Genomic DNA, 20855 nt, shown 5'->3' with positions numbered 1-20855 from the left:
ACACACCATAGCACGGAAAGCGGCTTGGCACCCAGGGGAGCATCGGTTAACGTCGGCGCCAGTGCATCGAGCAAGGAGAACTCATGAGCCGCCGGCGTTTCTGGGCGAGCACCTGCGCAGCGATACTGGCGCTGCTGTCGCTACTGGCCTGCTACGCCGGCTACCGCGTGCAGCAACTGCTCGCGGAGCAGCATATCGAGCTCGACTGGCAGCGCCTGAGCCTGTCCTGGCGCGGGGTACGCTTCAGCGACGCCAGCCTGACCCGGCGCCTGGACAGCGAACTCCAGCTGCAGGCCGACCAGGTGCAGCTCGACTGGCTGGCCAGCGAGGCGCCGCGCTACCGCCTGCTGGTGCAGGGGCTGCGGGCCGACTGGCAGGCGCCACAGGCGCAGCAGGACAGCCCGGACACTGACGACCCCGCCCGTCCCCTGCGCGATCTGCTCGACGCCCTGCCCTGGCTACCGCGCCAGATCAGCGTGCGCGAGATGGCGGCGCAGCTGCCCTGCGCAAGCGGTCGCTGCACCCTGAACGGGCATCTCACCCTGCAACGGCTGGACGATGCGCTACAGGTGCAACTGCAACTGCTGCGGGCAGGCCACAGTGCCACGCTGCAGGCACAGTTGCAGGGGCTGCGCAGCGCGCCGGACAGCAGCCACCAGCTGCAGATGAGCATGCGCCTGGACGATCAGCCGCAACTGGATCTGCGCAGCGACCTCAGGCCCCAGGCCGATGCCGCCATGCGCTGGAGCGGCGACCTGGAGGTCGCGCCCCTGCCCGACCTGGCCTGGGTCAGCACCTGGCTCAGCGAGTGGCTGCCAGCCGCCAGCCCGCAGCTGCCGAGCACGCCACAGCAGGCGGGCGTCAGCGCGCAATGGCAACTGCAGTTGCCTGACGAGGCCCGGCAGCTCGACGCACTGCTGACAGCCCCCGGCTGGCTGCGGATCGATGCGCGCCTGCCGCAGCCCTGGCCGCTCCCCGGCGTGGGCCCGATCAGCGGTGCGCTGGCGCTCGACCTGCGCAATACCGGCGGCCGCTGGCAGGCGTATCAGGCGCACGGCGAGCTGCAGCTGGACAGCCGCGACGCGGCCTGGCTGCAGAACGTCCCGGTCGGCCTGCGCCCCGAGCAGCTGCAGCTGGGGATAGCGCCCATGGACAGCGCCACGGACGATGAGCTGGCCCTGCGTCTGACGCTCGCCGCCCAGGGGCCACTCGAACTGCAGGCCGACGCCACGCTCGGCCTGCGCCAGGCCGCAGAGGACTGGGCGCTCGACGTCGGCCAGCTGCAGCTCGATGCGCGCAGCAAGCGCCTGACGCTGGCCGGCAGCCGCCTCGATGACCTGCACCTGAACCTCAACCTGAGCGGCCATGCCACGGCGCAGCAATGGCAGTTCACCCTCGGCAGAAGCACAGGCCTGGCTATCCAGCGCCTGCGCGTGGATGAACTCGACCTGCAGCACGTCCAGGCCACGCTCGACGGCATCGACCTGAGTGGCACACCAGGCTCCACGCGCCTGTCCGGGCCGCTGGCGCTACGCACACGACGCCTGCAATACCCGCCACTGCAGGCGCAGGGTTGGCAGTGGCAAGGCCGCCTCGACGCCAGCGAGGCGAGCCAGGCGCTCGACGGTGCGCTGCTGGCGGACTCGGGCCTGAGCATGGCGCTGAACCTGCGCAACCAGGCCGATGGACTGAGCCTCGCGGCCAGACTCGATGAACTCTTCCTGCGCGCCGGCAATCCGCTGGCCCAGACCCTGGCCAACTGGCCGGGCCTGCTGACGCTCGACAACGGTCGTATCCAGGGCGACGCCACACTGCGCCTGGCCAAGGGCAAGCCGCTGGCGCTGCTGGCCAATGTGAACGGCCGCAACCTGGCCGGGATCTATGATCGCAGCACGTTCGGCGGCGTCGATGCACAGGCGCAGCTGCGCGTGAACGGCGACCGCCTGACGCTGGAGCTGGCCAACCTCAGCGCCGAACAGATCGACCCCGGCATCCCTCTCGGCCCGCTGCACCTGCAAGCCAGCTACCAGGCCAGCCTCCGCCAGCCGCTGGCCGGCACCCTGGAACATCGCCGCGCCGAACTGGGCATTCTTGGCGGCAGCCTGAGTCTGGCGCCGGCAAGCTGGGCGCTGGACAAGCCAAGCCAGCTGCTGCCGCTGCGCCTCGAAGGCCTGGACCTGCAGGCGCTGTTTCGCGTGTACCCGGCGGAGGGTCTGGAGGGCAACGGCCTGATCGACGGCAGCCTGCCGCTGCGCATTGGCCAGGGCATCAGCGTGGAGCAAGGCAGGATCGAGGCGCGCGCGCCGGGCGGGCAGCTACGCTTTCACTCGCCGCGCATCCGCGCCATGGGCCAGGCCAACCCGGGCATGAAGCTGGTCACCGACGCGCTGGAAGACTTCCACTACGATCTGCTGGACGGTAGCGTCGACTACTCGACCTCCGGCACACTGCAGCTGGGTCTGCGTCTGCACGGGCAGAACCCGGCCATCGAGCAGGGCCGGCCGATCAATTTCAACATCAACCTGCAGGAAGACGTTCCCAGCCTGCTGGCCAGCTTGCAGCTGACCGACAAGGTCAACGACATCATCCAGCAACGAATTCAACGATGGATGCGCCAGCGTGTCCCTCAAGAGCCCAAGGAGTAGCGCCATGCCCCTATACCGCCTCCTCGCAGTCCTTAGCCTGGGGCTGTTGTGCCAGGCCTGCACGCCGACGGTGCAACTGGCCATGCCCAACGAGCCGATCAACATCAACCTGAACGTCAAGGTCGAACACGAAATCTATATCAAGGTGGACAAAGCACTGGACAACGTCTTCAACGAAGACAGCGGCCTGTTCTGAGGCAGTCCACGCGTACCCGAGACACCGGGATAGCCGCTGACGGAAACCCGATAGCGCAGCGTTTCCTCAAGGAGAAACATGATGATCCGATACCTTTCGACCCTGCTGCTGGCGTTGACTCTGAGCCTGCCGGCCTATGCCCTGACTCTGAACCAGGCGATGAGCGCCCTGGGTGACGCCAAGGCCAGCGGCCAGCTGGGCGAGCAACCCAACGGCTACCTGGGCGTGGTCCAACCCGGCGGCCAGGCCGACGAGATCGCCCGCCTGATCAACCAGGCGCGCCGCGCCGAATACCAGAAGGTGGCGCAGGACAACGGCATCAGCCTGAGCGACGTGGAAGCGATCGCCGGCAAGAAGGCCATCGACCGCACGCCCGCAGGCCAGTTCATCCAGCTTGGCGGGCAGTGGGTGAAGAAGTAGAGGCGCCTGCCGCACGCCGAAAAGCAAAGAACCCGCCGAGGCGGGTTCTTTTTTGTCTGCCGGAGCAGCGATCAGGCGTCGGCTTTGCCCACGGCATCCTTGATCAGGGTCTGCAGCTCGCCCTTCTCGAACATCTCGGTGAGGATGTCGCTGCCGCCGACCAGCTCGCCACCGACCCACAGCTGCGGGAACGTCGGCCAGTTGGCGTACTTCGGCAGGTTCGCGCGGATTTCCGGATTCTGCAGGATGTCGACGTAGGCGAACTTCTCGCCGCAGCCCATCACGACCTGGGCAGCACGGGCGGAGAAGCCACACTGCGGGGCGTTGGGCGAGCCTTTCATGTACAGCAGAACGGTGTTGTTGGCGATCTGCTCTTTGATGGTTTCGATGATATCCATGGGGCACCTCAGCATAGACTTCGCGACCCGACGGTCGCCACGGTGGCGCGATTGTAGCGAAAAGCCGAGCACAATGCTCGGCCTTGCCATCGCCGCCTGGCCAGCAGGCCATTCGGCGGCGTATTCGGTACGACCCCGCGTCGCATCCGCGCTACGCGGCCACCACCTCCACCGGCACGCCATTGAGCACGGCATTGCCTGACAGCGCATCGAGCTGGCGCTCGTCGGTCAGGTCGTTGGCACTGGCCCCGGGCTGGGCACGGGCAATGTCCATCTGCACACCGGGGCGGGCATGCCCCCAGCCATGCGGCAGGCTGACCACGCCGGCCATGACCTCGTCGCTGGCCGCCACCTCCACTTCGATGCTGCCGACGCGCGAGCGCACCTGCACCCGCTGACCGTCGGCCAGGCCACGACTGGCCAGGTCCTGCGGGTTCATCAGCAGTTGGTGACGCGGCTTGCCCTTCACCAGGCGGTGGTAGTTGTGCATCCAGGAATTGTTGCTGCGCACATGGCGCCGGCCAATCAACAGCAACTGGTCCGCCGGTTGCGCCTGCTCGGCGAAGCGCGTCAGGTCCGCCAGCAGTTGCGCGGGTGCGGCCTGCACTGTCTTGTTCGGGGTCTTCAGGCGCGCCGCCAGGTTCGGCTGCAGCGGCCCCAGGTCGACACCGTGCGGCTGGTCGCGCAACGCCGCCAGGCTGAGCTTGCGCTCGCTGCGATCACCGTAGGGGCCGAAGCGCAGGCCCATGTCGATCATCTGCTCCGGCGCCATGCTCGGCTTCAGCTCCAGGCCGTTGCGCGCCGCGAACGCCTTGGCCAGACCGACGAAGATTTCCCAGTCGTGCAGCGCGCCTTCCGGCTTGGCCAGGATCGCCTCGTTGAAGCGCGTGACGTTGCGCACGGCGAAGACGTTGAAGGTGGTGTCGTAGTGATCGTGCTCCAGCGGCGCCGTGGGCGGCAGGATGAGGTCGGCGTAACGGGTGGTCTCGTTGATGTAGAAATCCACCGCGAGCATGAAGTCCAGGCCTTCCAGCGCCTGCTCCAGCTGCCGGCCATTGGGCGTGGACAACACCGGGTTGCCGGCCACGGTCACCAGCGCACGCACCTGGCCTTCGCCCGGGGTGAGCATCTCCTCGGCCAGGGCCGAGACCGGCAGCTCGCCGCCGTACTCCGGCAGCCCGGACACCCGACTCTGCCAGCGGTCGAAATGGCCGCCCGAGGTGCTCGCCACCAGGTCCACCGCAGGCGTGGTGCAGAGTACGCCACCGCTGCGATCGAGATTGCCGGTAACCAGATTGATCAGCTGCACCAGCCACTGACACAGGGTGCCGAATGCCTGGGTGGACACGCCCATGCGGCCGTAGCACACCGCCGTGTCGGCCGCGGCGAAGTCCCGCGCCAGCTGGCGAATGGTCAGCGCCGGCACGCCGCAGCGGGCGCTCATGCGCTCGGCATCGAAACCGGCAATGGCGGCACGCACCTGCTCCAGCCCCTCGACCGCCAGGTGGCTGGTGCGGGTCAGGCCCTCCTCGAACAGGGTGTTGAGCAGTGCCAGCAGCAGCGCCGCGTCACTGCCCGGACGCACGAACAGGTGCTGGTCGGCAATCGCCGCGGTTTCACTGCGCCGTGGGTCGACCACCACCAGCTTGCCGCCACGGGCCTGGATGGCCTTGAGGCGCTTCTCCACATCCGGCACGGTCATGATGCTGCCGTTGGACGCCAGCGGGTTGCCGCCGAGGATCAGCATGAAGTCGGTGTGATCGATATCGGGAATCGGGATCAGCAGACCATGGCCGTACATCAGGTGGCTGGTCAGGTGATGCGGCAACTGGTCGACCGAGGTGGCGGAGAAGCGGTTGCGGGTCTTCAGCAGACCGAGGAAGTAATTGCTGTGCGTCATCAACCCGTAGTTGTGCACGCTGGGATTGCCCTGGTACACGGCCACGGCATTCTGCCCGTGGGCAGCCTGGATCGCGCTCAGGCGTTCGGCCACCAGTTCGAACGCTTCGTCCCAGGCAATGGCCTGCCACTGCTCGCCGATACGGCGCATGGGCTGACGAATGCGGTCGGGGTCGTTCTGGATGTCCTGCAGCGCCACGGCCTTGGGGCAGATATGGCCACGGCTGAAGCTGTCCTGGGCGTCGCCCTTGATCGAGCGAATCTGCGTGCTGCCGTCAGGCTGGGTTTCGGTTTCGATGGCGAGACCACAGATGGCTTCGCACAGGTGGCATGCACGGTAATGGAGGGACTTGGTCATGGCCTGGCCTCTTGTTCTGATCCGAGACGACCGGTCAGGTCGCAGGAGGGAACTATGGGCCGGGAGGGAAGACGACACCAGCAGCGTTCGTCTCATGAATCGGCAGGCATCAAGCCTGCCGATTCAGGCGCGTACCGATCCGATTAACGGATGGAGGTAACGGTGCCTTTCTTGCCGGTAACGCTGACGTTAACGGTCTTGAATACGAAGTAATCCTGAACGTTCACTTCGTAACGCGGGGCGACGATCACGTCAGCACCCGAGGCCTTGACTGCCTTGTAAGCAGCTGCGGACTTGGCGGAAGCGACCGGGTCCAGACCCAGTGCGAAACCACCTTCGCCACCACCGTAGGTCACGCCGTCGGCGAACTGAGTGTCACCACCCAGCTTCAGAACACCGAACAGGATGTTCACCGAAGATTGACCCGAGATGGACTCGCCGACCTTGACGTCTGCCTTCAGGTTAGTCTCGACATCACCACCCAGTGGCAGAGTCGGTTGGCTAACGTTCTGGCTGGCACAACCAGTCAGCAGGGCGAGAGCGGAGAAGGCTGCGGCGTAGGCTACGTGTTTCATGCAAAACTCCTTTGCACAATTTTCCATGGGTACCCCAATTACGGGGGCAATGCATTGCCTTGGAAAGGCGGCGGCATCCTATGGCCCCGATCTAGAGCGGCGCAAGCGCCGATGTCAGTTTTGTGACATCTCGCACGTAGCTTTGGGAAAAGGCTTACAAAACATGAATTTGTCAGTTACTCGGGCGTAATTTGCGCCTGCTCGTCATTTCCTTATAAGATCGCGCCTTCCCCCTGTTTCGTCGCACCCTGCGGCCTCCTGCCGCAAGCACTGCTGTTTTTGCCGGAATCAGTACCGGCAGCGGGCTTGCGAACTGTAGTGAAAAGGTAGTTAACGATGAGCGTCAGACACTTTATCTCGATGATGGATTACACACCGGACGAACTGGTGGGGCTGGTCCGCCGAGGCATCGAGCTGAAGGACCTGCGCAATCGCGGCGTACTCTTCGAGCCGCTGAAGAATCGCGTACTGGGCATGATCTTCGAGAAGGCTTCGACCCGTACCCGCCTCTCGTTCGAAGCCGGCATGATCCAGCTCGGCGGCCAGGCCATCTTCCTCTCCCCGCGCGACACCCAGCTGGGCCGTGGCGAGCCGATCGGCGATGCCGCCATCGTCATGTCGAGCATGCTCGACGCGGTGATGATCCGCACCTTCGCCCACAGCAACCTGATCGAATTCGCCGCCAAGTCGAAGGTGCCGGTGATCAACGGCCTGTCCGATGACCTGCACCCCTGCCAGTTGCTCGCCGACATGCAGACCTACCTCGAACATCGCGGCAGCATCGCCGGCAAGACGGTGGCCTGGATCGGCGACGGCAACAACATGTGCAACTCCTATATCGAGGCGGCGATCCAGTTCGACTTCCAGTTGCGGGTCGCCTGCCCGCAGGGCTACGAACCGGACGCCCGCTTCCTCGCCCTGGCCGGCGACCGCGTGCAGGTCGTGCGTGACCCGCGTGAAGCCGTGGCCGGCGCTCACCTGGTCAGCACCGACGTGTGGGCCTCGATGGGCCAGGAAGACGAGGCCGAGCAGCGCATGGCGCTGTTCCGCCCCTTCCAGGTCACCCCTGCCCTGCTCGACGGCGCGGCCGACAACGTGCTGTTCATGCACTGCCTGCCGGCGCACCGCGGCGAGGAAATCAGCATCGACATGCTCGACGACAAGCGTTCGGTCGCCTGGGACCAGGCCGAGAACCGCCTGCATGCGCAGAAGGCGCTGCTGGAAATGCTGGTCGAACCGGCCTATCACCACGCATGAGCCAGCCTCTGCTGCAGCTGCGCGGGCTGAACTGCGGCTACCACGCCCACAAGGTGGTGCAGGACCTCGACCTGCACCTCAATGCCGGTGACATCGGCTGCCTGCTCGGCCCCTCCGGCTGCGGCAAGACCACCACCCTGCGCGCCATCGCCGGATTCGAACCGGTGCTCGAAGGTGAGATCGAGCTGGCCGGCACCGTGATCTCGCGCGCCGGCTTTACCCTGGCACCGGAAAAACGCCGCATCGGCATGGTGTTCCAGGACTACGCCTTGTTCCCGCACCTGAGCGTCGCGGAGAACATCGCCTTCGGCATCCGCAAGCAACCCGACGCCGAGCGCGTGACGCACGAGCTGCTGGAACTGGTCAAGCTCGGCCACCTGGCCAGGCGCTACCCGCACGAGCTGTCCGGCGGCCAGCAGCAACGCGTCGCCCTGGCCCGCGCCCTGGCGCCGGAGCCGCAGCTGCTGCTGCTCGACGAACCCTTCTCCAACCTCGACGGTGAACTGCGCCGGCGCCTCAGCCATGAGGTCCGCGAGATTCTCAAGGCCCGTGGTACCAGCGCGATTCTGGTCACCCACGACCAGGAGGAAGCCTTCGCCGTCAGCGACCACGTCGGCGTGTTCAAGGATGGCCGCCTGGAACAGTGGGATACGCCCTTCAACCTCTACCACGAGCCGCTGACCCCCTTCGTGGCCAGCTTCATCGGTCAGGGTTACTTCATCCGTGGCCAGTTGCTCAGCCCCGAGGCGGTGCAGACCGAACTGGGCCTGATCCGTGGCAACCGCGCCTATACCTGGGCCAAGGGCAGCGCGGTGGATGTGCTGCTGCGCCCCGACGACATCGTGCCGGACGAGGGCAGCGAGCTGAAGGCGCGCATCGTCGGCAAGACCTTCCTCGGCGCCGCCACCCTGTATCGCCTGCAACTGCCGACCGGCAGCCAGCTGGAGTCGATATTCCCCAGCCACGCCGATCACCAGCAGGGCGACGAGGTGGGTATCCGCATCGCCGCCGACCACCTGGTGGCCTTCCCCGCTCTGGGCAGTGTCGCGGCGCAGTTGCAGCTGAGCGACTCGCCGGGCGTGCGCCGGGTCAGCAGCGACTGAGTCAGAGCAGCAGCTGACCGCTGGCGATGTGGCGGGCGTGGCCGGCGATCTTCACCCGCTCACCGTCCAGGCGACAGAGCAGCTCTCCGCCCCGCGCCGAGCACTGGAAAGCGTTCAGCGTCGTGCGCCCCAGGCGTTCGACCCAGTAGGGCATGAGGATGCAGTGCGTCGAACCGGTCACCGGGTCCTCGTCGATGCCGATGCTCGGTGCGAAGTAGCGCGAGACGAAATCATGCTGCTGCCCACCGGCAGTGACCAGCACGCCAAGCCCCGGCAGTGTGGCCAGGGCGCGCAGATCCGGCCGCAGCGCACGCACATCGGCCTCCGCGGCCAGCACCACCATCAGCTCCTGCACGCTGCCGTCGGCGTTGAACAAGGCCAGCACCTGCTCCACCTCGAACCCCAGGGCCTGCGCAGCCTCGTCGCGCAGCAGCGGCTTGACGGGCTCGGCACGACGCACCGGGAAGTCCAGCTCCAGGCGCTCGCCCCGTCTCGCCACCTGCAGGTCGCCGGACAGGCAGGTGAAGTGCAGCACCTCGGCGGGATCCTGGTAGATATCGAACAGCACCTTGGCGGCGGCCAGCGTGGCGTGGCCACAGAGCGGCACCTCGCTGGCGGGCGTGAACCAGCGGATGTGCCAGGCACTCCCCTGCCGCACCATGAAGGCGGTTTCCGCCAGGTTGTGCTCAGCGGCGATGCGCTGCATCAGGCCGTCGTCGAGCCAGGCATCGAGGCGATAGACCATGGCCGGATTGCCGGCGAAGGGTTGGTCGGTAAAGGCGTCGACCTGATGAAACGCGAGGGGCATGAGGATCTTCCTGACCGAACGGGAGCGGCCAGCATGCCTGCATGCCACGCCGCGCAACAGGTACAGTTGGCGTTTTCCAGATGCTCATTGCCTGCCGGCAGGAGCGGCTTCAGCCGCGAAGCCTGAGTGAGTTGCGGCTGAAGTCGCCCCTACCAATCTGGCTCGACGTTCAGCCCTCGCTGCGTACCCGCTTCACCGCATCCAGCCAGCCGGCATAGAGGCGTGCGCGCTGCTCCTCGCTCATGCGCGGCTCGAAGCGCTGCTGACGGTGCCAGTGACTGGCGATGGCCTGCAGGTCGCTGTAGATGCCCAGTTTCAGGCCGGCCAGGTAGGCCACCCCCAACGCCGTGGTCTCGGTCACTTCGGGGCGCTCGACGCTGACCCCGAGGATGTCGGCGAGGAACTGCATGACCCAGTTGTTCTCCACCATGCCCCCGTCGACGCGCAGCGCACTGGGCGCCGCAGCACCGTCCTGGCGCATGGCTTCGAGCAGGTCGCAGGTCTGATAGCACACCGACTGCAGGCCGGCGGTGACGATCTCCTTGATCCCGGTATCGCGGGTCAGGCCGAAGATGGCGCCACGCGCCTTCGGGTCCCAGTAAGGCGCGCCCAGGCCGGTGAACGCCGGCACCAGATAGACACCACAGGCATCGCCGGTGGCCTCGGCGAGGGCCTCGCTGTCGCGCGCATGGCTGATCAGCTTGATGCCATCGCGCAGCCACTGCACGGCGGCCCCCGCGACGAAGATGCTGCCCTCCACCGCGTAAGTCACCTTGCCATCGAGGCGGTAGCCCACCGTGGTGAGCAGGCGATTCTTCGAGCTGACCGGCTGCTCGCCGGTGTTCTGGATCATGAAGCAGCCGGTGCCATAGGTGCTCTTGACCATACCGGGCTCGAAGCAGGCCTGGCCGATCAACGCCGCCTGCTGGTCGCCGGCCATGCCCAGTACCGGAATGCTGGCACCGAGCAGCTGGCTGTCGGTGTGGCCAAAGTCGGCGGCGCAGTCGAGCACTTCCGGCAGCAGGCTGGCGGGGATATCGAACAGCGCGAGCAGTTCCTCGTCCCAGCACTGCTGGTGAATGTTGAACATCAGCGTGCGCGAGGCGTTGCTGGCGTCGGTACGGTGCACCTTGCCGCCAGTCAGGTGCCACAGCAGGTAGCTGTCGACGGTGCCGAAGCGCAGTTCGCCGCGCTGTGCCCGCTCACGGGCGCCGGGCACGTTGTGCAGAATCCAGCGCAACTTGGTGGCCGAGAAATACGGATCGATCAACAGGCCGGTCTTGGCCGCGACCATCGCCTCATGCCCCTCGCCCTTCAGCCCCGCACAGTAGTCGGCGGTGCGCCGGTCCTGCCAGACGATGGCCGGATGGATCGGCTTGCCGGTCTCGGCGTCCCACACCAGCGTGGTCTCGCGCTGGTTGGTGATGCCGATGGCGGCGATCTCCGCACTGTCCAGACCACTTTCGGCGATGGCCTTGCGGCAGACCTCGAGGGTGGACGACCAGATTTCCTCGCCGTCATGCTCGACCCAGCCGTCCTGCGGAAAGTACTGCCTGAACTCCTGCTGGGCACGCGCAACCGGCAACCCCTCGGCACTGAAGATGATGGCGCGAGAGCTGGTGGTACCCTGGTCGATGGCTAGCAGGTACTGGGGCATGCAAGATTCCTTGTTGTTATCGTGAATGGTGTCGCTGTTGACCACAGCGGGGGCGTCCGGCGCGCTCAAGCCTTGCCGATGGCCGCGAACTGCCCTTGCGAGTGCTGTGCCAGGGTATCAGCCGATAGCTCCAGCTCCAGCCCGCGCCGACCGGCGCTGACGTGAACGGTGGTGTGCTGCCGGGCCGACTCGTCGATGAAGGTACGCAGGCGCTTCTTCTGTCCCAGCGGGCTGATCCCGCCCACCAGGTAGCCCGTGGCGCGCTGCGCGGCAGCCGGGTCGGCCATGTCGGCCTTCTTCGCCCCCGCCGCCGCGGCCAGCGCCTTGAGATCCAGGCTGCCAGCCACTGGCACCACGGCGACCAGCAACTCGCCCTTCTCGGTGGCGGCGAGCAGCGTCTTGAACACCCGCGCCGGGGCCAGGCCAAGCTTCTCTGCCGCCTCCAGGCCGTAGGACGGCGCTTTGGGATCATGCTGATAGCTGTGCACCTGGTGCTCGGCCTTGGCTTTTTTCAACAGGTCGATTGCTGGAGTCATGTTCGAATGTGAAAACGCAATGTGAAGATGCCCTACATTAACAGGCCCAAAACCCCCATAGCTACAGCCTATAATGAGTGACCCTCAAAGGAAGCGCTCATGAATCTCGCTCCCCGCCAGCACGACATCCTCAACCTCGCCCGCGAACGCGGCTACGTCAGCATCGACGAACTGGCCCAGGCGTTCGCCGTCACCCCGCAGACCATTCGCCGCGACATCAACCAGCTGGCCGAACATGGCCTGCTGCGCCGCACGCATGGCGGCGCGGCCTGCGAGTCCTCGAGCATCCAGAACACCGCCTACGGCATGCGCGCCGGACAGATGCGCGACGAGAAGCAACGCATCGCCGAAGCCGTGGCCGCACAGATCCCGGACCACGCCTCGCTGTTCATCAACATCGGCACCACCACCGAAGCCATCGCCCGTGAACTGCAGAACCACAAGGGCCTGAAGATCATCACCAACAACCTGCATGTCGCCACCCTGCTCAGTGCCAAGGCCGACTTCGAGGTGCTGGTGACCGGCGGCACGGTACGCAGCGACGGCGGCATCGTCGGCCAGGCGGCGGTGGATTTCATCCAGCAGTTCAAGGTCGATTACGCCATCGTTGGCATCAGCGGCATCGACGACGACGGCAGCCTGCTCGACTTCGATTACCAGGAAGTCCGCGTCTCCCAGGCCATCATCGACAACGCACGGCAGGTCCTGCTCGCCGTCGACTCCAGCAAGTTCGGGCGCAACGCAGTGGTGCGCCTGGGCTCGATCGCCCTGGTCGACCGCGTCTTCACCGACAGCGCGCCCTCGGCTGCCATCACCCGCCTGCTGCACAGCCACAAGGTCCAGCTCGACCTGGTCTGATGGCCACACCCCGGCGTTGACCTGCCCACCCGGCCACCTGGTGGATCCTGCATGACCACTCGGCGCGTGATCACGCGCCGGGGTAGCGGAACTGCACATCTTCGTCTAGCATATTTTCGAAAGTGAACATTCACACATTCGAATCCAGTAGCCGAGCGTGCCAGATGCCCCACGACCAGTTCGCCAGCCCCGTAGCGGAAGTCTATGACCTCGCCATCGTTGGCGGTGGTATCAATGGTGTAGGCATCGCCGCCGATGCCGCCGGTCGAGGCCTTTCCGTGTTCCTTTGCGAAAAGGACGACCTGGCCAGCCACACCTCCTCGGCCAGCAGCAAGCTCATCCACGGCGGCCTGCGCTACCTGGAGCACTACGAATTTCGCCTGGTGCGCGAAGCCCTGGCCGAGCGCGAAGTGCTGCTGGCCAAGGCCCCGCACATCGTCAAGCCGATGCGCTTCGTCCTGCCGCATCGCCCGCACCTGCGCCCGGCCTGGATGATCCGCGCCGGCCTGTTCCTCTATGACCACCTGGGCAAGCGCGAGCGCCTGCCGGCGTCGCGTGGCCTGCGCTTCGGCGCCGGCAGCCCGCTCAAACAGGCAATCACCCGCGGTTTCGAATACTCCGACTGCTGGGTGGACGATGCCCGCCTGGTGGTGCTCAACGCCATGGCCGCACGGGAGAACGGCGCGCACGTTCATCCGCGCACCCGCTGCGTCAGCGCCCGGCGCAGCAAGGGGCTGTGGCACATCCACCTGGAACGGGCCGATGGCAGCCTGTTCTCGATTCGCGCCCGTGGCCTGGTCAACGCCGCCGGCCCCTGGGTCGCGCGCTTCATCCGCGAGGACCTCAAGCAGCAGTCGCCCTATGGCATCCGCCTGATCCAGGGCAGCCATATCGTCGTGCCAAGGCTCTATGACGGCGAGCAGGCCTACATCCTGCAGAACGAAGACCGCCGCATCGTCTTCGCCATCCCCTATCTGGAGCGTTTCACCCTGATCGGCACCACCGACCGCGAATACCAGGGCGACCCCGCCCAGGTCGCGATCAGCGCCGAGGAAACCGATTACCTGCTCAAGGTGGTCAACGATCACTTCAAGCAGCCGCTGAGCCGCAGCGACGTGCTGCACAGCTTCGCGGGCGTGCGCCCGCTGTGCGATGACGAATCCGACGAGCCGTCGGCGATCACCCGCGACTACACCCTGTCGTTGTCCGGCGCGCCAGGCGAGGCGCCGCTGCTCTCGGTGTTCGGCGGCAAGCTGACCACCTATCGCAAGCTGGCGGAGTCCGCCATGCAGCAACTGGCCCCCTTCTTCGACAACCTCGGCAGCGCCTGGACCGCGAACGCGCCACTGCCCGGTGGTGAAGACATGGACAACCTCGAGGCCCTGGTCGACGCGCTGTGCGCCCGCTATGGCTGGCTCCCCACCAGCCTGGCGCGACGCTGGGCCTGCAGCTACGGCAGCCGCACCTGGCGCCTGCTCGACGGCGTGCACAACCTGACCGATCTCGGTGACCACCTCGGCGCCGGGCTCTACACCCGCGAAGTGGATTACCTGCGCCGCGAAGAATGGGCACGCAGCAGTGCCGACATTCTCTGGCGCCGCAGCAAGCTCGGCCTGTTCATGACCCCGGCGCAACAGACCCGCCTGCAGGATTACCTGCACAGCCACGACCCGCATTCGGCCAACGCCGCCTGAGATTCTGCGTGCCTCATGCCCCGCTCTGCGGGGCTTTTTATTGGGCGAGAAAAAATATCTTGCGCTCGTTACCCGGTGTACGAACAACGCGACAACTTGGCGCAACTTTTTTATTGCGTTAATTCAATAACTTGGCGCCATGATGCGGAATGAAAACATTCGTATTCAGTTTTATTTTTACTTATGTTTCAAGAACTTAGGTTTGACAGACATGGAAACGCGGCAGAAAATTCAAGGCTGTCACGGTCATTGAAACAGCAGGAGCGAACATGAAAGGCGACAAGAAGGTCATTCAACACCTGAACAAGATTCTCGGTAACGAACTGGTCGCCATCAACCAGTACTTCCTGCATGCCCGCATGTACGAGGACTGGGGCTTGAAGAAGCTCGGCGAGCACGAGTATCACGAGTCCATCGACGAGATGAAGCACGCCGACAAGCTGATCAAGCGCATCCTGTTCCTCGAGGGCATTCCCAACCTGCAGGACCTGGGCAAGATCCTGATCGGTGAGAACACCAAGGAAATGCTCGAATGCGACCTGAAGATCGAGCACAAGGCGCACGGTGACCTCAAGGCCGCCATCGCCTACTGCGAGAGCATCGGCGACTACGCCAGCCGTGAACTGCTGGAAGAGATTCTCTGCTCCGAGGAAGATCACATCGACTGGCTGGAAACCCAGCTCAGCCTGATCGACGCCGTCGGCCTGCAGAACTACCTGCAATCGCAGATGGACGAATAAGCCTCATCGGCAAGACAGAAACGGGAGCCAAGGCTCCCGTTTTTTGTGGCCGCTCGCCCGTGCTGGAGCGGCCTCGCAGGGAGCGCGGCAGCGCCACCCGAAGGTCAGCGCGCTTCGCTTTCCTTGACCCGGAACCAGGCCGCGTAAAGTGCCGGCAGGAACAGCAGGGTCAGCGCGGTGGCCACCACCAGACCGCCCATGATGGCCACGGCCATCGGCCCGAAGAACACGCTGCGCGACAGCGGGATCATCGCCAGCACCGCCGCCAGGGCCGTCAGCACGATGGGGCGGAAGCGCCTCACCGTCGCCTCGATGATGGCGTGCCAGCGATCCAGGCCATGCTCGACGTCCTGCTCGATCTGATCCACCAGAATCACCGAGTTGCGCATGATCATCCCGGCCAGGGCAATGGTGCCGAGCATGGCGACGAAGCCGAACGGCTGCTGGAAGATCAGCAGGAACAGGGTCACCCCGATCAGCCCCAGCGGCGCGGTGAGGAACACCATCGCCGAGCGCGAGAAGCTCTTCAGCTGCAGCATCAGCAGGGTCAGCACCACCACGATGAACAACGGCACGCCGGCGTTCACCGACTTCTGCCCACGCTGCGAATCCTCCACCGTTCCGCCGACCTCCAGCAGGTAGCCGTCGGGCAGCTCGGCGCGGATCGGCTCCAGGGTCGGCAGAATCTGCTGGGTCAGGGTCGCCGGTTGCTGCTTGCCATAGATGTCGGCGCGCACGGTGACATTGGGCAGGCGGTTGCGGTGCCAGATGATGCCTTCCTCGAAGCCGTACTCCAGGGTGGCGACCTGCGACAGGGCCACGCTGCGGCCGCTGTCGGTGGGAACCGCCAGGCTCGGCAGCAGGCTCAGGGCCTTGCGCTCCTGCGGCGTGCCACGCTGGAGAATCTCGATCAGCTCATTGTCCTCGCGGTACTGGCTGACGCTGGTCCCCGACAGCGAGCCCTGCAGGAAACGCGACAGCTCGGCGGTGTTGACCCCCAGCGCCCGAGCGCGGTCCTGGTCGATGTTGAGGATCACCACCTTGCTTGGCTCTTCCCAATCCAGGTGCACGTTGACCACATGCGGGTTCTCGCGCACCTTGTCCGCGACCTGACGGGCCAGGGCACGCACCTCGTCGATGTGCTCACCACTGACTCGGAACTGGATCGGATAGCCGACCGGCGGGCCATTCTCCAGGCGGCTGACCCGGCTGCGCAGGGTCGGGAACTCGTCGTTCATCACCTGGATCAGCCAGGTGCGCAGGCGTTCGCGCTCCTCGATGCTCGATGCCAGCACCACGAACTGGGCGAAGCTGGCGGCCGGCAACTGCTGGTCCAGCGGCAGGTAGAAACGCGGGGAACCGGTGCCGACATAGGCGACGTAGTTGTCGATGCCGGTCTGTTCCTTGAGCAGCTTCTCCAGGCGGTGCACCTCGGCCTCGGTGGCGCTGAGGGACGCCCCCTCCTCCAGCTTGATGTCGACCATCAGCTCCAGGCGACCGGACGCCGGGAAGAACTGCTGCGGCACGAAGCGGAATATCACCACCGAGCCGACGAACAGAGCGATGGTCAGCATGATCACCGTGATGCGGTGACGCACGCACCACTGCACCGTGGCCCGTACGCGACGATAGAACGGCGTCGCGTAGGGATCGTGGCCGGCAGCGCTGCCGCCATGCTTCGCCGCATGCAGCTTGGCCAGGTCGGGCAGCAGCTTGTCGCCCAGGTAGGGCACGAACATCACGGCGGCGATCCACGAGGCGATCAGCGAGATGGTCACCACCTGGAAGATCGAGCGGGTGTACTCGCCGGTGCCGGACTGGGCAGTGGCGATGGGCAGGAAGCCGGCAGCGGTGATCAGGGTGCCGGTCAGCATCGGGAACGCCGTGCTGGTCCAGGCGAAACTGGCCGCCTTGAGCCGGTCGAAACCCTGCTCCATCTTGATCGCCATCATCTCCACGGCGATGATCGCGTCGTCCACCAGCAGGCCGAGGCCCAGCACCAGCGCCCCCAGGGAAATCTTGTGCAGGCCGATGCCCAGGTAGTACATGGCGGCGAAGGTCATCGCCAGCACCAGCGGAATCACCAGCGCCACCACCAGACCGGTGCGCAGGCCCAGCGAGAAGAAGCTGACCGCCAGCACGATCACCAGCGCTTCCACCAGCACCTTGACGAACTCGCCCACACCGGTCTTCACCGCCGCCGGCTGGTCCGACACCTTGCTCAGTTCCATGCCCAGCGGCAGGGTCTGCTGCAGGCGGGCGAACTCGGTTTCCAGCGCCTTGCCGAGGACCAGGATGTCGCCGCCGTCCTTCATCGACACGGCGATGCCGATGGCGTCCTCGCCCATGAAACGCATGCGCGGTGCGGGTGGGTCGTTGAAACCGCGCTTGACCTCGGCCACATCGGAGATGCGGAAGGTACGGTCAGCGACGCGAATGGGGAAGTCGCGGATCTCCTGCACCGACTCGAAGCGCCCGGTCACGCGCAGCTGGATGCGCTCGCTGGCGGTTTCGAAGAAACCGGCGGCCGTCACCGCGTTCTGCGCCTCGAGGGCCTGCTGCACGGCGGACAGCGGCAGGCCCAGCGTCGCCAGCTTGGTGTTGGACAGCTCGATCCAGATCTTCTCGTCCTGCAGGCCGACCAGCTCGACCTTGCCGACATCCTTGACCCGCTGCAGTTGCAGCTGGATGCGGTCGGCATAGTCCTTGAGCACGGCGTAGTCGAACCCGCTGCCGGTCAGGGCGTAGATATTGCCGAAGGTGGTACCGAACTCATCGTTGAAGAACGGCCCCTGGATGCCTGGCGGCAGCGTGTGGCGGATATCGCTGACCTTCTTGCGCACCTGGTACCAGAGGTCCGGAATCTCCGCGCTGTGCATGGAGTCACGCGCCATGAAGGTGACCTGGGACTCCCCCGGGCGGGAGAAGCTGGTGATGCGCTCGTACTCGCCGGTCTCCATCAGCTTCTTTTCGATGCGTTCGGTGACCTGACGGGAAACCTCTTCCGCCGTGGCACCCGGCCAGATGGTGCGGATCACCATGGCCTTGAAGGTGAACGGCGGGTCCTCGCTCTGCCCCAGCTTGGTGTAGGAAATCGCCCCGACGATGGCGAACAGCAACATGATGTAGAGGACGATCTGACGATGACGCAGCGCCCAGGCCGACAGGTTGAAGCTCATGCGGCTTACTCCTTGGCGGCCAGTTCGACGTTGCGATTGTCACGGTCCACCGGGCGCACCCTGAGCCCCTCGCGCAGAACCTGAACACCGGCGGCCACGATCCAATCGGAAGCGTTCAGCCCCTCCAGCACCGGCACGCGCTCGTCGCCGTAGGCGCCGATCCGTACCGGGCGACGCTGCAGCTTGTGCTCCTTGGGATCGACGACCCAGACGAAGGGCTGGTCCTGCTCGGCACTGAGCGCCGATAGCGGCACCGACAGCGGCACCACGCCGTTGCTGGCGATGAACACCCGCGCACTCTGGCCCAGCTCGGCCGGCACCTTGCCCTCGACGAAGGCGACGCGCGCGGCGAAGGTCCGCGACTGCGGATCGGCGGCCGGCGCCATCTCACGGATACGTCCCGGGAAACGCTGATCGGGCTGCGACCACAGCTCCACTTCCACCGCCTGGCCGATCGCGAAACGGCCGAAGCTCTGTTCCGGCAGGCTGATCGACACCTCGCGTTCACCGTCGGCAGCCAGAGTGAAGACCGTCTGACCGGCTGCGACCACCTGCCCGACCTCGACCGAGCGACGCGCGATCACGCCGTCCTGCGAGGCACGCAGCACGGCGTAATCGGTCTGGTTGCGGGCCACGTCATATTCGGCCTTGACCTGATTCAGCCGCGCGGCACCGGCGCGGTACTGGTTCTCGACGTTGTCGAACTGCGAACGGCTGACCAGGTTGCGCTCGAGCAACGCCTTGTAGCGCTCGCGCTCGGCACGCACGGTCTGCAGGTTGGCCTCGGCCGCCGCCACCTGGGCGCGCGTGGCCTCCAGCTGCAGGCGGACGTCCTGCGGGTCGAGCTCGGCCAGGGGCTGGTCCTTCTTCACCCGGTCGCCGACGTCGACCATGCGCTTGGCCACCTTGCCGGCAATGCGGAAGGCCAGTTCCGGTTCGTAGCGCGCCCGCACCTCGCCCGGGTAGCTGTCGACCAGGGCGGTCGCTGGCTGCGGCTGAACGACCATGGCAGGACGAATGGGCTGTTCGACCTGCTGACCATTGCCACAGGCAGACAACAGCAAGACCAGACCCAGAGACGAAACGAGAGGAACGACGTGGCGGGACATGTGCAAGACCTTTCGGAGAAGGTTTGAGGGCTGCCCCCTGGAGTGGCCGGCAGCGCCAGTGCGACGCGGTGGCAGACTGGAAGCGCGTTCAGCGCCGCGGCTTCATCTGCCCTCGCCCCGCCCTGATCGCCTCGTCGACGCGCCAGGAAGAGTCCTTTGGAATATTTGTACTGCCGGGTATAGTAAAAATAGCAAACTCGCCAGTCCAGTATTAAAATCAGCCAATGCCTGACAAGTTGTTACAACCTTCCGGTCCCGGTCGACCCAAGGACCCCGCCAAACGCCGCGCCATTCTCGACGCGGCGAAGAACCTGTTCCTGCGCAACGGCTACGATGGCAGCAGCATGGACGCGATCGCCGCCGAGGCCGGCGTGTCCAAGCTCACGGTGTACAGCCACTTCACCGACAAGGAGACGCTGTTCTCCGCCGCGATCAAGGCCAAGTGCGAGGAGCAGTTGCCCGAGCTGCTGTTCGAACTCCCGGATGACGTGCCGCTGGAAAGCCAGTTGCTGGGCATCGCCCGTGGCTTCCTGGCCCTGATCAACAGCAGCGAGTCCGTGGAGATGCACCGCATGATGGTCAGCCTGGCCAGCCAGGGCTCGAAGCTGTCGCGGATGTTCTACGAGGCCGGACCGCAGCGGGTCCAGGAGGAGATGGAGCTGCTGCTGCGCAAGGCCTCCGAGCGCGGCCTGCTGCAGCTGGACGACCCGCACCGGGCCGCCGACCACTTCTTCAGCCTGCTCAAGGGCGGCGCGCACTTCCGTCTGCTGATCGGCTGTGGCGACCCGCTGCAGGGGGCAGCGGCAGAGCACCACGTGCAGGACTCGGTTCAGCTGTTCCTGCGCGCCTATCGCGCCGACCGCTAGACAGGCCCGGGGCTCAGGTTTCCAGCTTCTTCTTCGGATAGATGTCGTAGCGGCTGGACTTGCCCTCGAGCACGTAGCCGGGCTTGCTGCCCTCGATCGCCGGCGCCTTGCGCGGTCGCTTGACCACCACCCGGTGACTGGCCAGCGCCAGCGCCGCCTGCAGCAACGCCGGTGCATCCAGGTCGTCGCCGACGAAGGGGCGGAACAGCCGCATCTCCTTCTTCACCAGCGCGCTCTTGTCGCGATGCGGGAACATCGGATCGAGGTAGATCACCTGCGGGGCCTCGTCCTGCCAGTGCTGCATCAGCTCGATGGCATTGCCGTTGAGCAGGCGCATCCGCGCGGCGATGGGGGCGACCTCCAGATTCAGCGCGGCGCGCTGCAGACCGTCTTCCAGCAACGCGGCGACCAGCGGCTGGCGCTCGATCAGCGTCATCTCGCAGCCCAGGCTGGCCAGCACGAAGGCGTCGCGCCCCAGGCCAGCGGTTGCATCGAGGATTCGCGGGCGAATTCCCGACTGCACGCCCACCGCCTTGGCGATCATCTGCCCGCTGCCC

At 65.7% G+C, this 20855-nt stretch carries 18 protein-coding genes; 9 read left to right on the top strand and 9 right to left on the bottom strand.

Features of this window, described 5'->3' with window-relative positions; translation table 11 throughout:
- The first annotated feature begins 83 nt into the window (after positions 1 to 83).
- The 3 genes from EPK82_RS15220 to EPK82_RS15210 all read left to right on the top strand — a co-directional run bounded on the left by EPK82_RS15220 (position 84) and on the right by EPK82_RS15210 (position 3261).
- The gene (locus EPK82_RS15220) at positions 84 to 2645 is read left to right on the top strand and encodes a YdbH domain-containing protein (protein WP_134677090.1); all 2562 of its coding nucleotides are present in this window, start codon (positions 84 to 86) and stop codon (positions 2643 to 2645) included.
- 4 nt (positions 2646 to 2649) lie between these two features.
- Positions 2650 to 2841 (top strand): YnbE family lipoprotein, encoded by a 192-nt coding sequence (locus tag EPK82_RS15215; protein ID WP_037049298.1) that lies wholly within the window; start codon positions 2650 to 2652, stop codon positions 2839 to 2841.
- Positions 2842 to 2922: 81 nt separating this feature from the next.
- Entirely contained in the window at positions 2923 to 3261 is a 339-nt protein-coding gene (locus EPK82_RS15210) for a YdbL family protein (RefSeq protein WP_037049301.1), read from the top strand.
- A 71-nt stretch (positions 3262 to 3332) separates the two neighbouring features.
- Here EPK82_RS15210 and grxD read toward each other — a convergent pair whose 3' ends face one another.
- From grxD to EPK82_RS15195, 3 genes are all read right to left on the bottom strand, one after another.
- Positions 3333 to 3659, bottom strand: coding sequence for a Grx4 family monothiol glutaredoxin (gene grxD, locus EPK82_RS15205; protein ID WP_037049304.1), 327 nt, complete (start codon positions 3657 to 3659; stop codon positions 3333 to 3335).
- 151 nt (positions 3660 to 3810) lie between these two features.
- Positions 3811 to 5916: a molybdopterin oxidoreductase family protein gene (locus tag EPK82_RS15200; RefSeq protein WP_134677089.1), complete on the bottom strand. Its 2106-nt coding sequence runs from the start codon at positions 5914 to 5916 to the stop codon at positions 3811 to 3813.
- A gap of 143 nt (positions 5917 to 6059) precedes the next feature.
- On the bottom strand, positions 6060 to 6491 hold the full coding sequence (locus tag EPK82_RS15195; protein ID WP_037049308.1) for a hypothetical protein: 432 nt from the start codon (positions 6489 to 6491) through the stop codon (positions 6060 to 6062).
- A 336-nt stretch (positions 6492 to 6827) separates the two neighbouring features.
- Here EPK82_RS15195 and argF point away from each other — a divergent pair, with 336 nt between their 5' ends.
- Positions 6828 to 7748, top strand: coding sequence for an ornithine carbamoyltransferase (argF, locus tag EPK82_RS15190; RefSeq protein ID WP_037049310.1), 921 nt, complete (start codon positions 6828 to 6830; stop codon positions 7746 to 7748).
- A complete protein-coding gene (locus EPK82_RS15185; RefSeq protein WP_037049312.1) occupies positions 7745 to 8851 on the top strand; it encodes an ABC transporter ATP-binding protein in 1107 nt (368 codons plus the stop codon). The genes argF and EPK82_RS15185 overlap by 4 nt, the downstream gene beginning before the upstream one ends.
- A gap of 1 nt (position 8852) precedes the next feature.
- Here the strand turns inward: EPK82_RS15185 and EPK82_RS15180 are convergent, their stop codons facing one another.
- From EPK82_RS15180 to ybaK, 3 genes are all read right to left on the bottom strand, one after another.
- The gene (locus tag EPK82_RS15180) at positions 8853 to 9659 is read right to left on the bottom strand and encodes a PhzF family phenazine biosynthesis protein (protein ID WP_134677088.1); all 807 of its coding nucleotides are present in this window, start codon (positions 9657 to 9659) and stop codon (positions 8853 to 8855) included.
- A gap of 169 nt (positions 9660 to 9828) precedes the next feature.
- Positions 9829 to 11316 (bottom strand): glycerol kinase GlpK, encoded by a 1488-nt coding sequence (gene glpK, locus EPK82_RS15175; RefSeq protein WP_134677087.1) that lies wholly within the window; start codon positions 11314 to 11316, stop codon positions 9829 to 9831.
- Positions 11317 to 11381: 65 nt separating this feature from the next.
- Entirely contained in the window at positions 11382 to 11852 is a 471-nt protein-coding gene (gene ybaK, locus EPK82_RS15170; protein WP_134677086.1) for a Cys-tRNA(Pro) deacylase, read from the bottom strand.
- Between the two features lie 99 nt (positions 11853 to 11951).
- Here ybaK and EPK82_RS15165 point away from each other — a divergent pair, with 99 nt between their 5' ends.
- The 3 genes from EPK82_RS15165 (at position 11952) to bfr (ending at position 15144) form a co-directional block, all read left to right on the top strand.
- A complete protein-coding gene (locus EPK82_RS15165) occupies positions 11952 to 12710 on the top strand; it encodes a DeoR family transcriptional regulator (protein ID WP_037049320.1) in 759 nt (252 codons plus the stop codon).
- A 164-nt stretch (positions 12711 to 12874) separates the two neighbouring features.
- Positions 12875 to 14404: a glycerol-3-phosphate dehydrogenase gene (gene glpD / locus EPK82_RS15160; protein ID WP_134677085.1), complete on the top strand. Its 1530-nt coding sequence runs from the start codon at positions 12875 to 12877 to the stop codon at positions 14402 to 14404.
- 269 nt (positions 14405 to 14673) lie between these two features.
- On the top strand, positions 14674 to 15144 hold the full coding sequence (bfr, locus tag EPK82_RS15155) for a bacterioferritin (protein ID WP_037049325.1): 471 nt from the start codon (positions 14674 to 14676) through the stop codon (positions 15142 to 15144).
- 104 nt (positions 15145 to 15248) lie between these two features.
- Here bfr and EPK82_RS15150 read toward each other — a convergent pair whose 3' ends face one another.
- Together EPK82_RS15150 and EPK82_RS15145 are read right to left on the bottom strand one after the other, a co-directional pair.
- Positions 15249 to 18323 (bottom strand): efflux RND transporter permease subunit, encoded by a 3075-nt coding sequence (locus EPK82_RS15150; protein ID WP_037049328.1) that lies wholly within the window; start codon positions 18321 to 18323, stop codon positions 15249 to 15251.
- Positions 18324 to 18328: 5 nt separating this feature from the next.
- On the bottom strand, positions 18329 to 19432 hold the full coding sequence (locus EPK82_RS15145; RefSeq protein WP_037049332.1) for an efflux RND transporter periplasmic adaptor subunit: 1104 nt from the start codon (positions 19430 to 19432) through the stop codon (positions 18329 to 18331).
- Between the two features lie 224 nt (positions 19433 to 19656).
- Between EPK82_RS15145 and EPK82_RS15140 the strand changes: the two genes are divergently transcribed.
- The gene (locus tag EPK82_RS15140; RefSeq protein WP_037049334.1) at positions 19657 to 20298 is read left to right on the top strand and encodes a TetR/AcrR family transcriptional regulator; all 642 of its coding nucleotides are present in this window, start codon (positions 19657 to 19659) and stop codon (positions 20296 to 20298) included.
- A 13-nt stretch (positions 20299 to 20311) separates the two neighbouring features.
- Here the strand turns inward: EPK82_RS15140 and EPK82_RS15135 are convergent.
- Positions 20312 to 20855: class I SAM-dependent methyltransferase (locus tag EPK82_RS15135; protein WP_134677084.1), on the bottom strand; the 544-nt coding region annotated here is incomplete at its 5' end.

The organism is Ectopseudomonas khazarica (assembly GCF_004521985.1).
Taxonomy (GTDB): domain Bacteria; phylum Pseudomonadota; class Gammaproteobacteria; order Pseudomonadales; family Pseudomonadaceae; genus Aquipseudomonas; species Aquipseudomonas khazarica.
Note: the sequence above shows the minus strand (reverse complement) of the source record. Positions and strands in the feature narration are given on the sequence as shown.

Bases quoted from the DNA above. Each gene is read 5' to 3' on its own strand.
- EPK82_RS15140 (WP_037049334.1), top strand. From the start codon at position 19,657: ATGCCTGACAAGTTGTTACAACCTTCCGGTCCCGGTCGACCCAAGGAC.
- glpD (WP_134677085.1), top strand. From the start codon at position 12,875: ATGCCCCACGACCAGTTCGCCAGCCCCGTAGCGGAAGTCTATGACCTC.
- EPK82_RS15185 (WP_037049312.1), top strand. From the start codon at position 7,745: ATGAGCCAGCCTCTGCTGCAGCTGCGCGGGCTGAACTGCGGCTACCAC.
- EPK82_RS15180 (WP_134677088.1), bottom strand. From the start codon at position 9,659: ATGCCCCTCGCGTTTCATCAGGTCGACGCCTTTACCGACCAACCCTTC.
- bfr (WP_037049325.1), top strand. From the start codon at position 14,674: ATGAAAGGCGACAAGAAGGTCATTCAACACCTGAACAAGATTCTCGGT.
- EPK82_RS15215 (WP_037049298.1), top strand. From the start codon at position 2,650: ATGCCCCTATACCGCCTCCTCGCAGTCCTTAGCCTGGGGCTGTTGTGC.
- EPK82_RS15220 (WP_134677090.1), top strand. From the start codon at position 84: ATGAGCCGCCGGCGTTTCTGGGCGAGCACCTGCGCAGCGATACTGGCG.
- EPK82_RS15210 (WP_037049301.1), top strand. From the start codon at position 2,923: ATGATCCGATACCTTTCGACCCTGCTGCTGGCGTTGACTCTGAGCCTG.
- EPK82_RS15195 (WP_037049308.1), bottom strand. From the start codon at position 6,491: ATGAAACACGTAGCCTACGCCGCAGCCTTCTCCGCTCTCGCCCTGCTG.
- EPK82_RS15145 (WP_037049332.1), bottom strand. From the start codon at position 19,432: ATGTCCCGCCACGTCGTTCCTCTCGTTTCGTCTCTGGGTCTGGTCTTG.
- EPK82_RS15165 (WP_037049320.1), top strand. From the start codon at position 11,952: ATGAATCTCGCTCCCCGCCAGCACGACATCCTCAACCTCGCCCGCGAA.
- EPK82_RS15150 (WP_037049328.1), bottom strand. From the start codon at position 18,323: ATGAGCTTCAACCTGTCGGCCTGGGCGCTGCGTCATCGTCAGATCGTC.
- ybaK (WP_134677086.1), bottom strand. From the start codon at position 11,852: ATGACTCCAGCAATCGACCTGTTGAAAAAAGCCAAGGCCGAGCACCAG.
- EPK82_RS15200 (WP_134677089.1), bottom strand. From the start codon at position 5,916: ATGACCAAGTCCCTCCATTACCGTGCATGCCACCTGTGCGAAGCCATC.
- grxD (WP_037049304.1), bottom strand. From the start codon at position 3,659: ATGGATATCATCGAAACCATCAAAGAGCAGATCGCCAACAACACCGTT.
- argF (WP_037049310.1), top strand. From the start codon at position 6,828: ATGAGCGTCAGACACTTTATCTCGATGATGGATTACACACCGGACGAA.
- glpK (WP_134677087.1), bottom strand. From the start codon at position 11,316: ATGCCCCAGTACCTGCTAGCCATCGACCAGGGTACCACCAGCTCTCGC.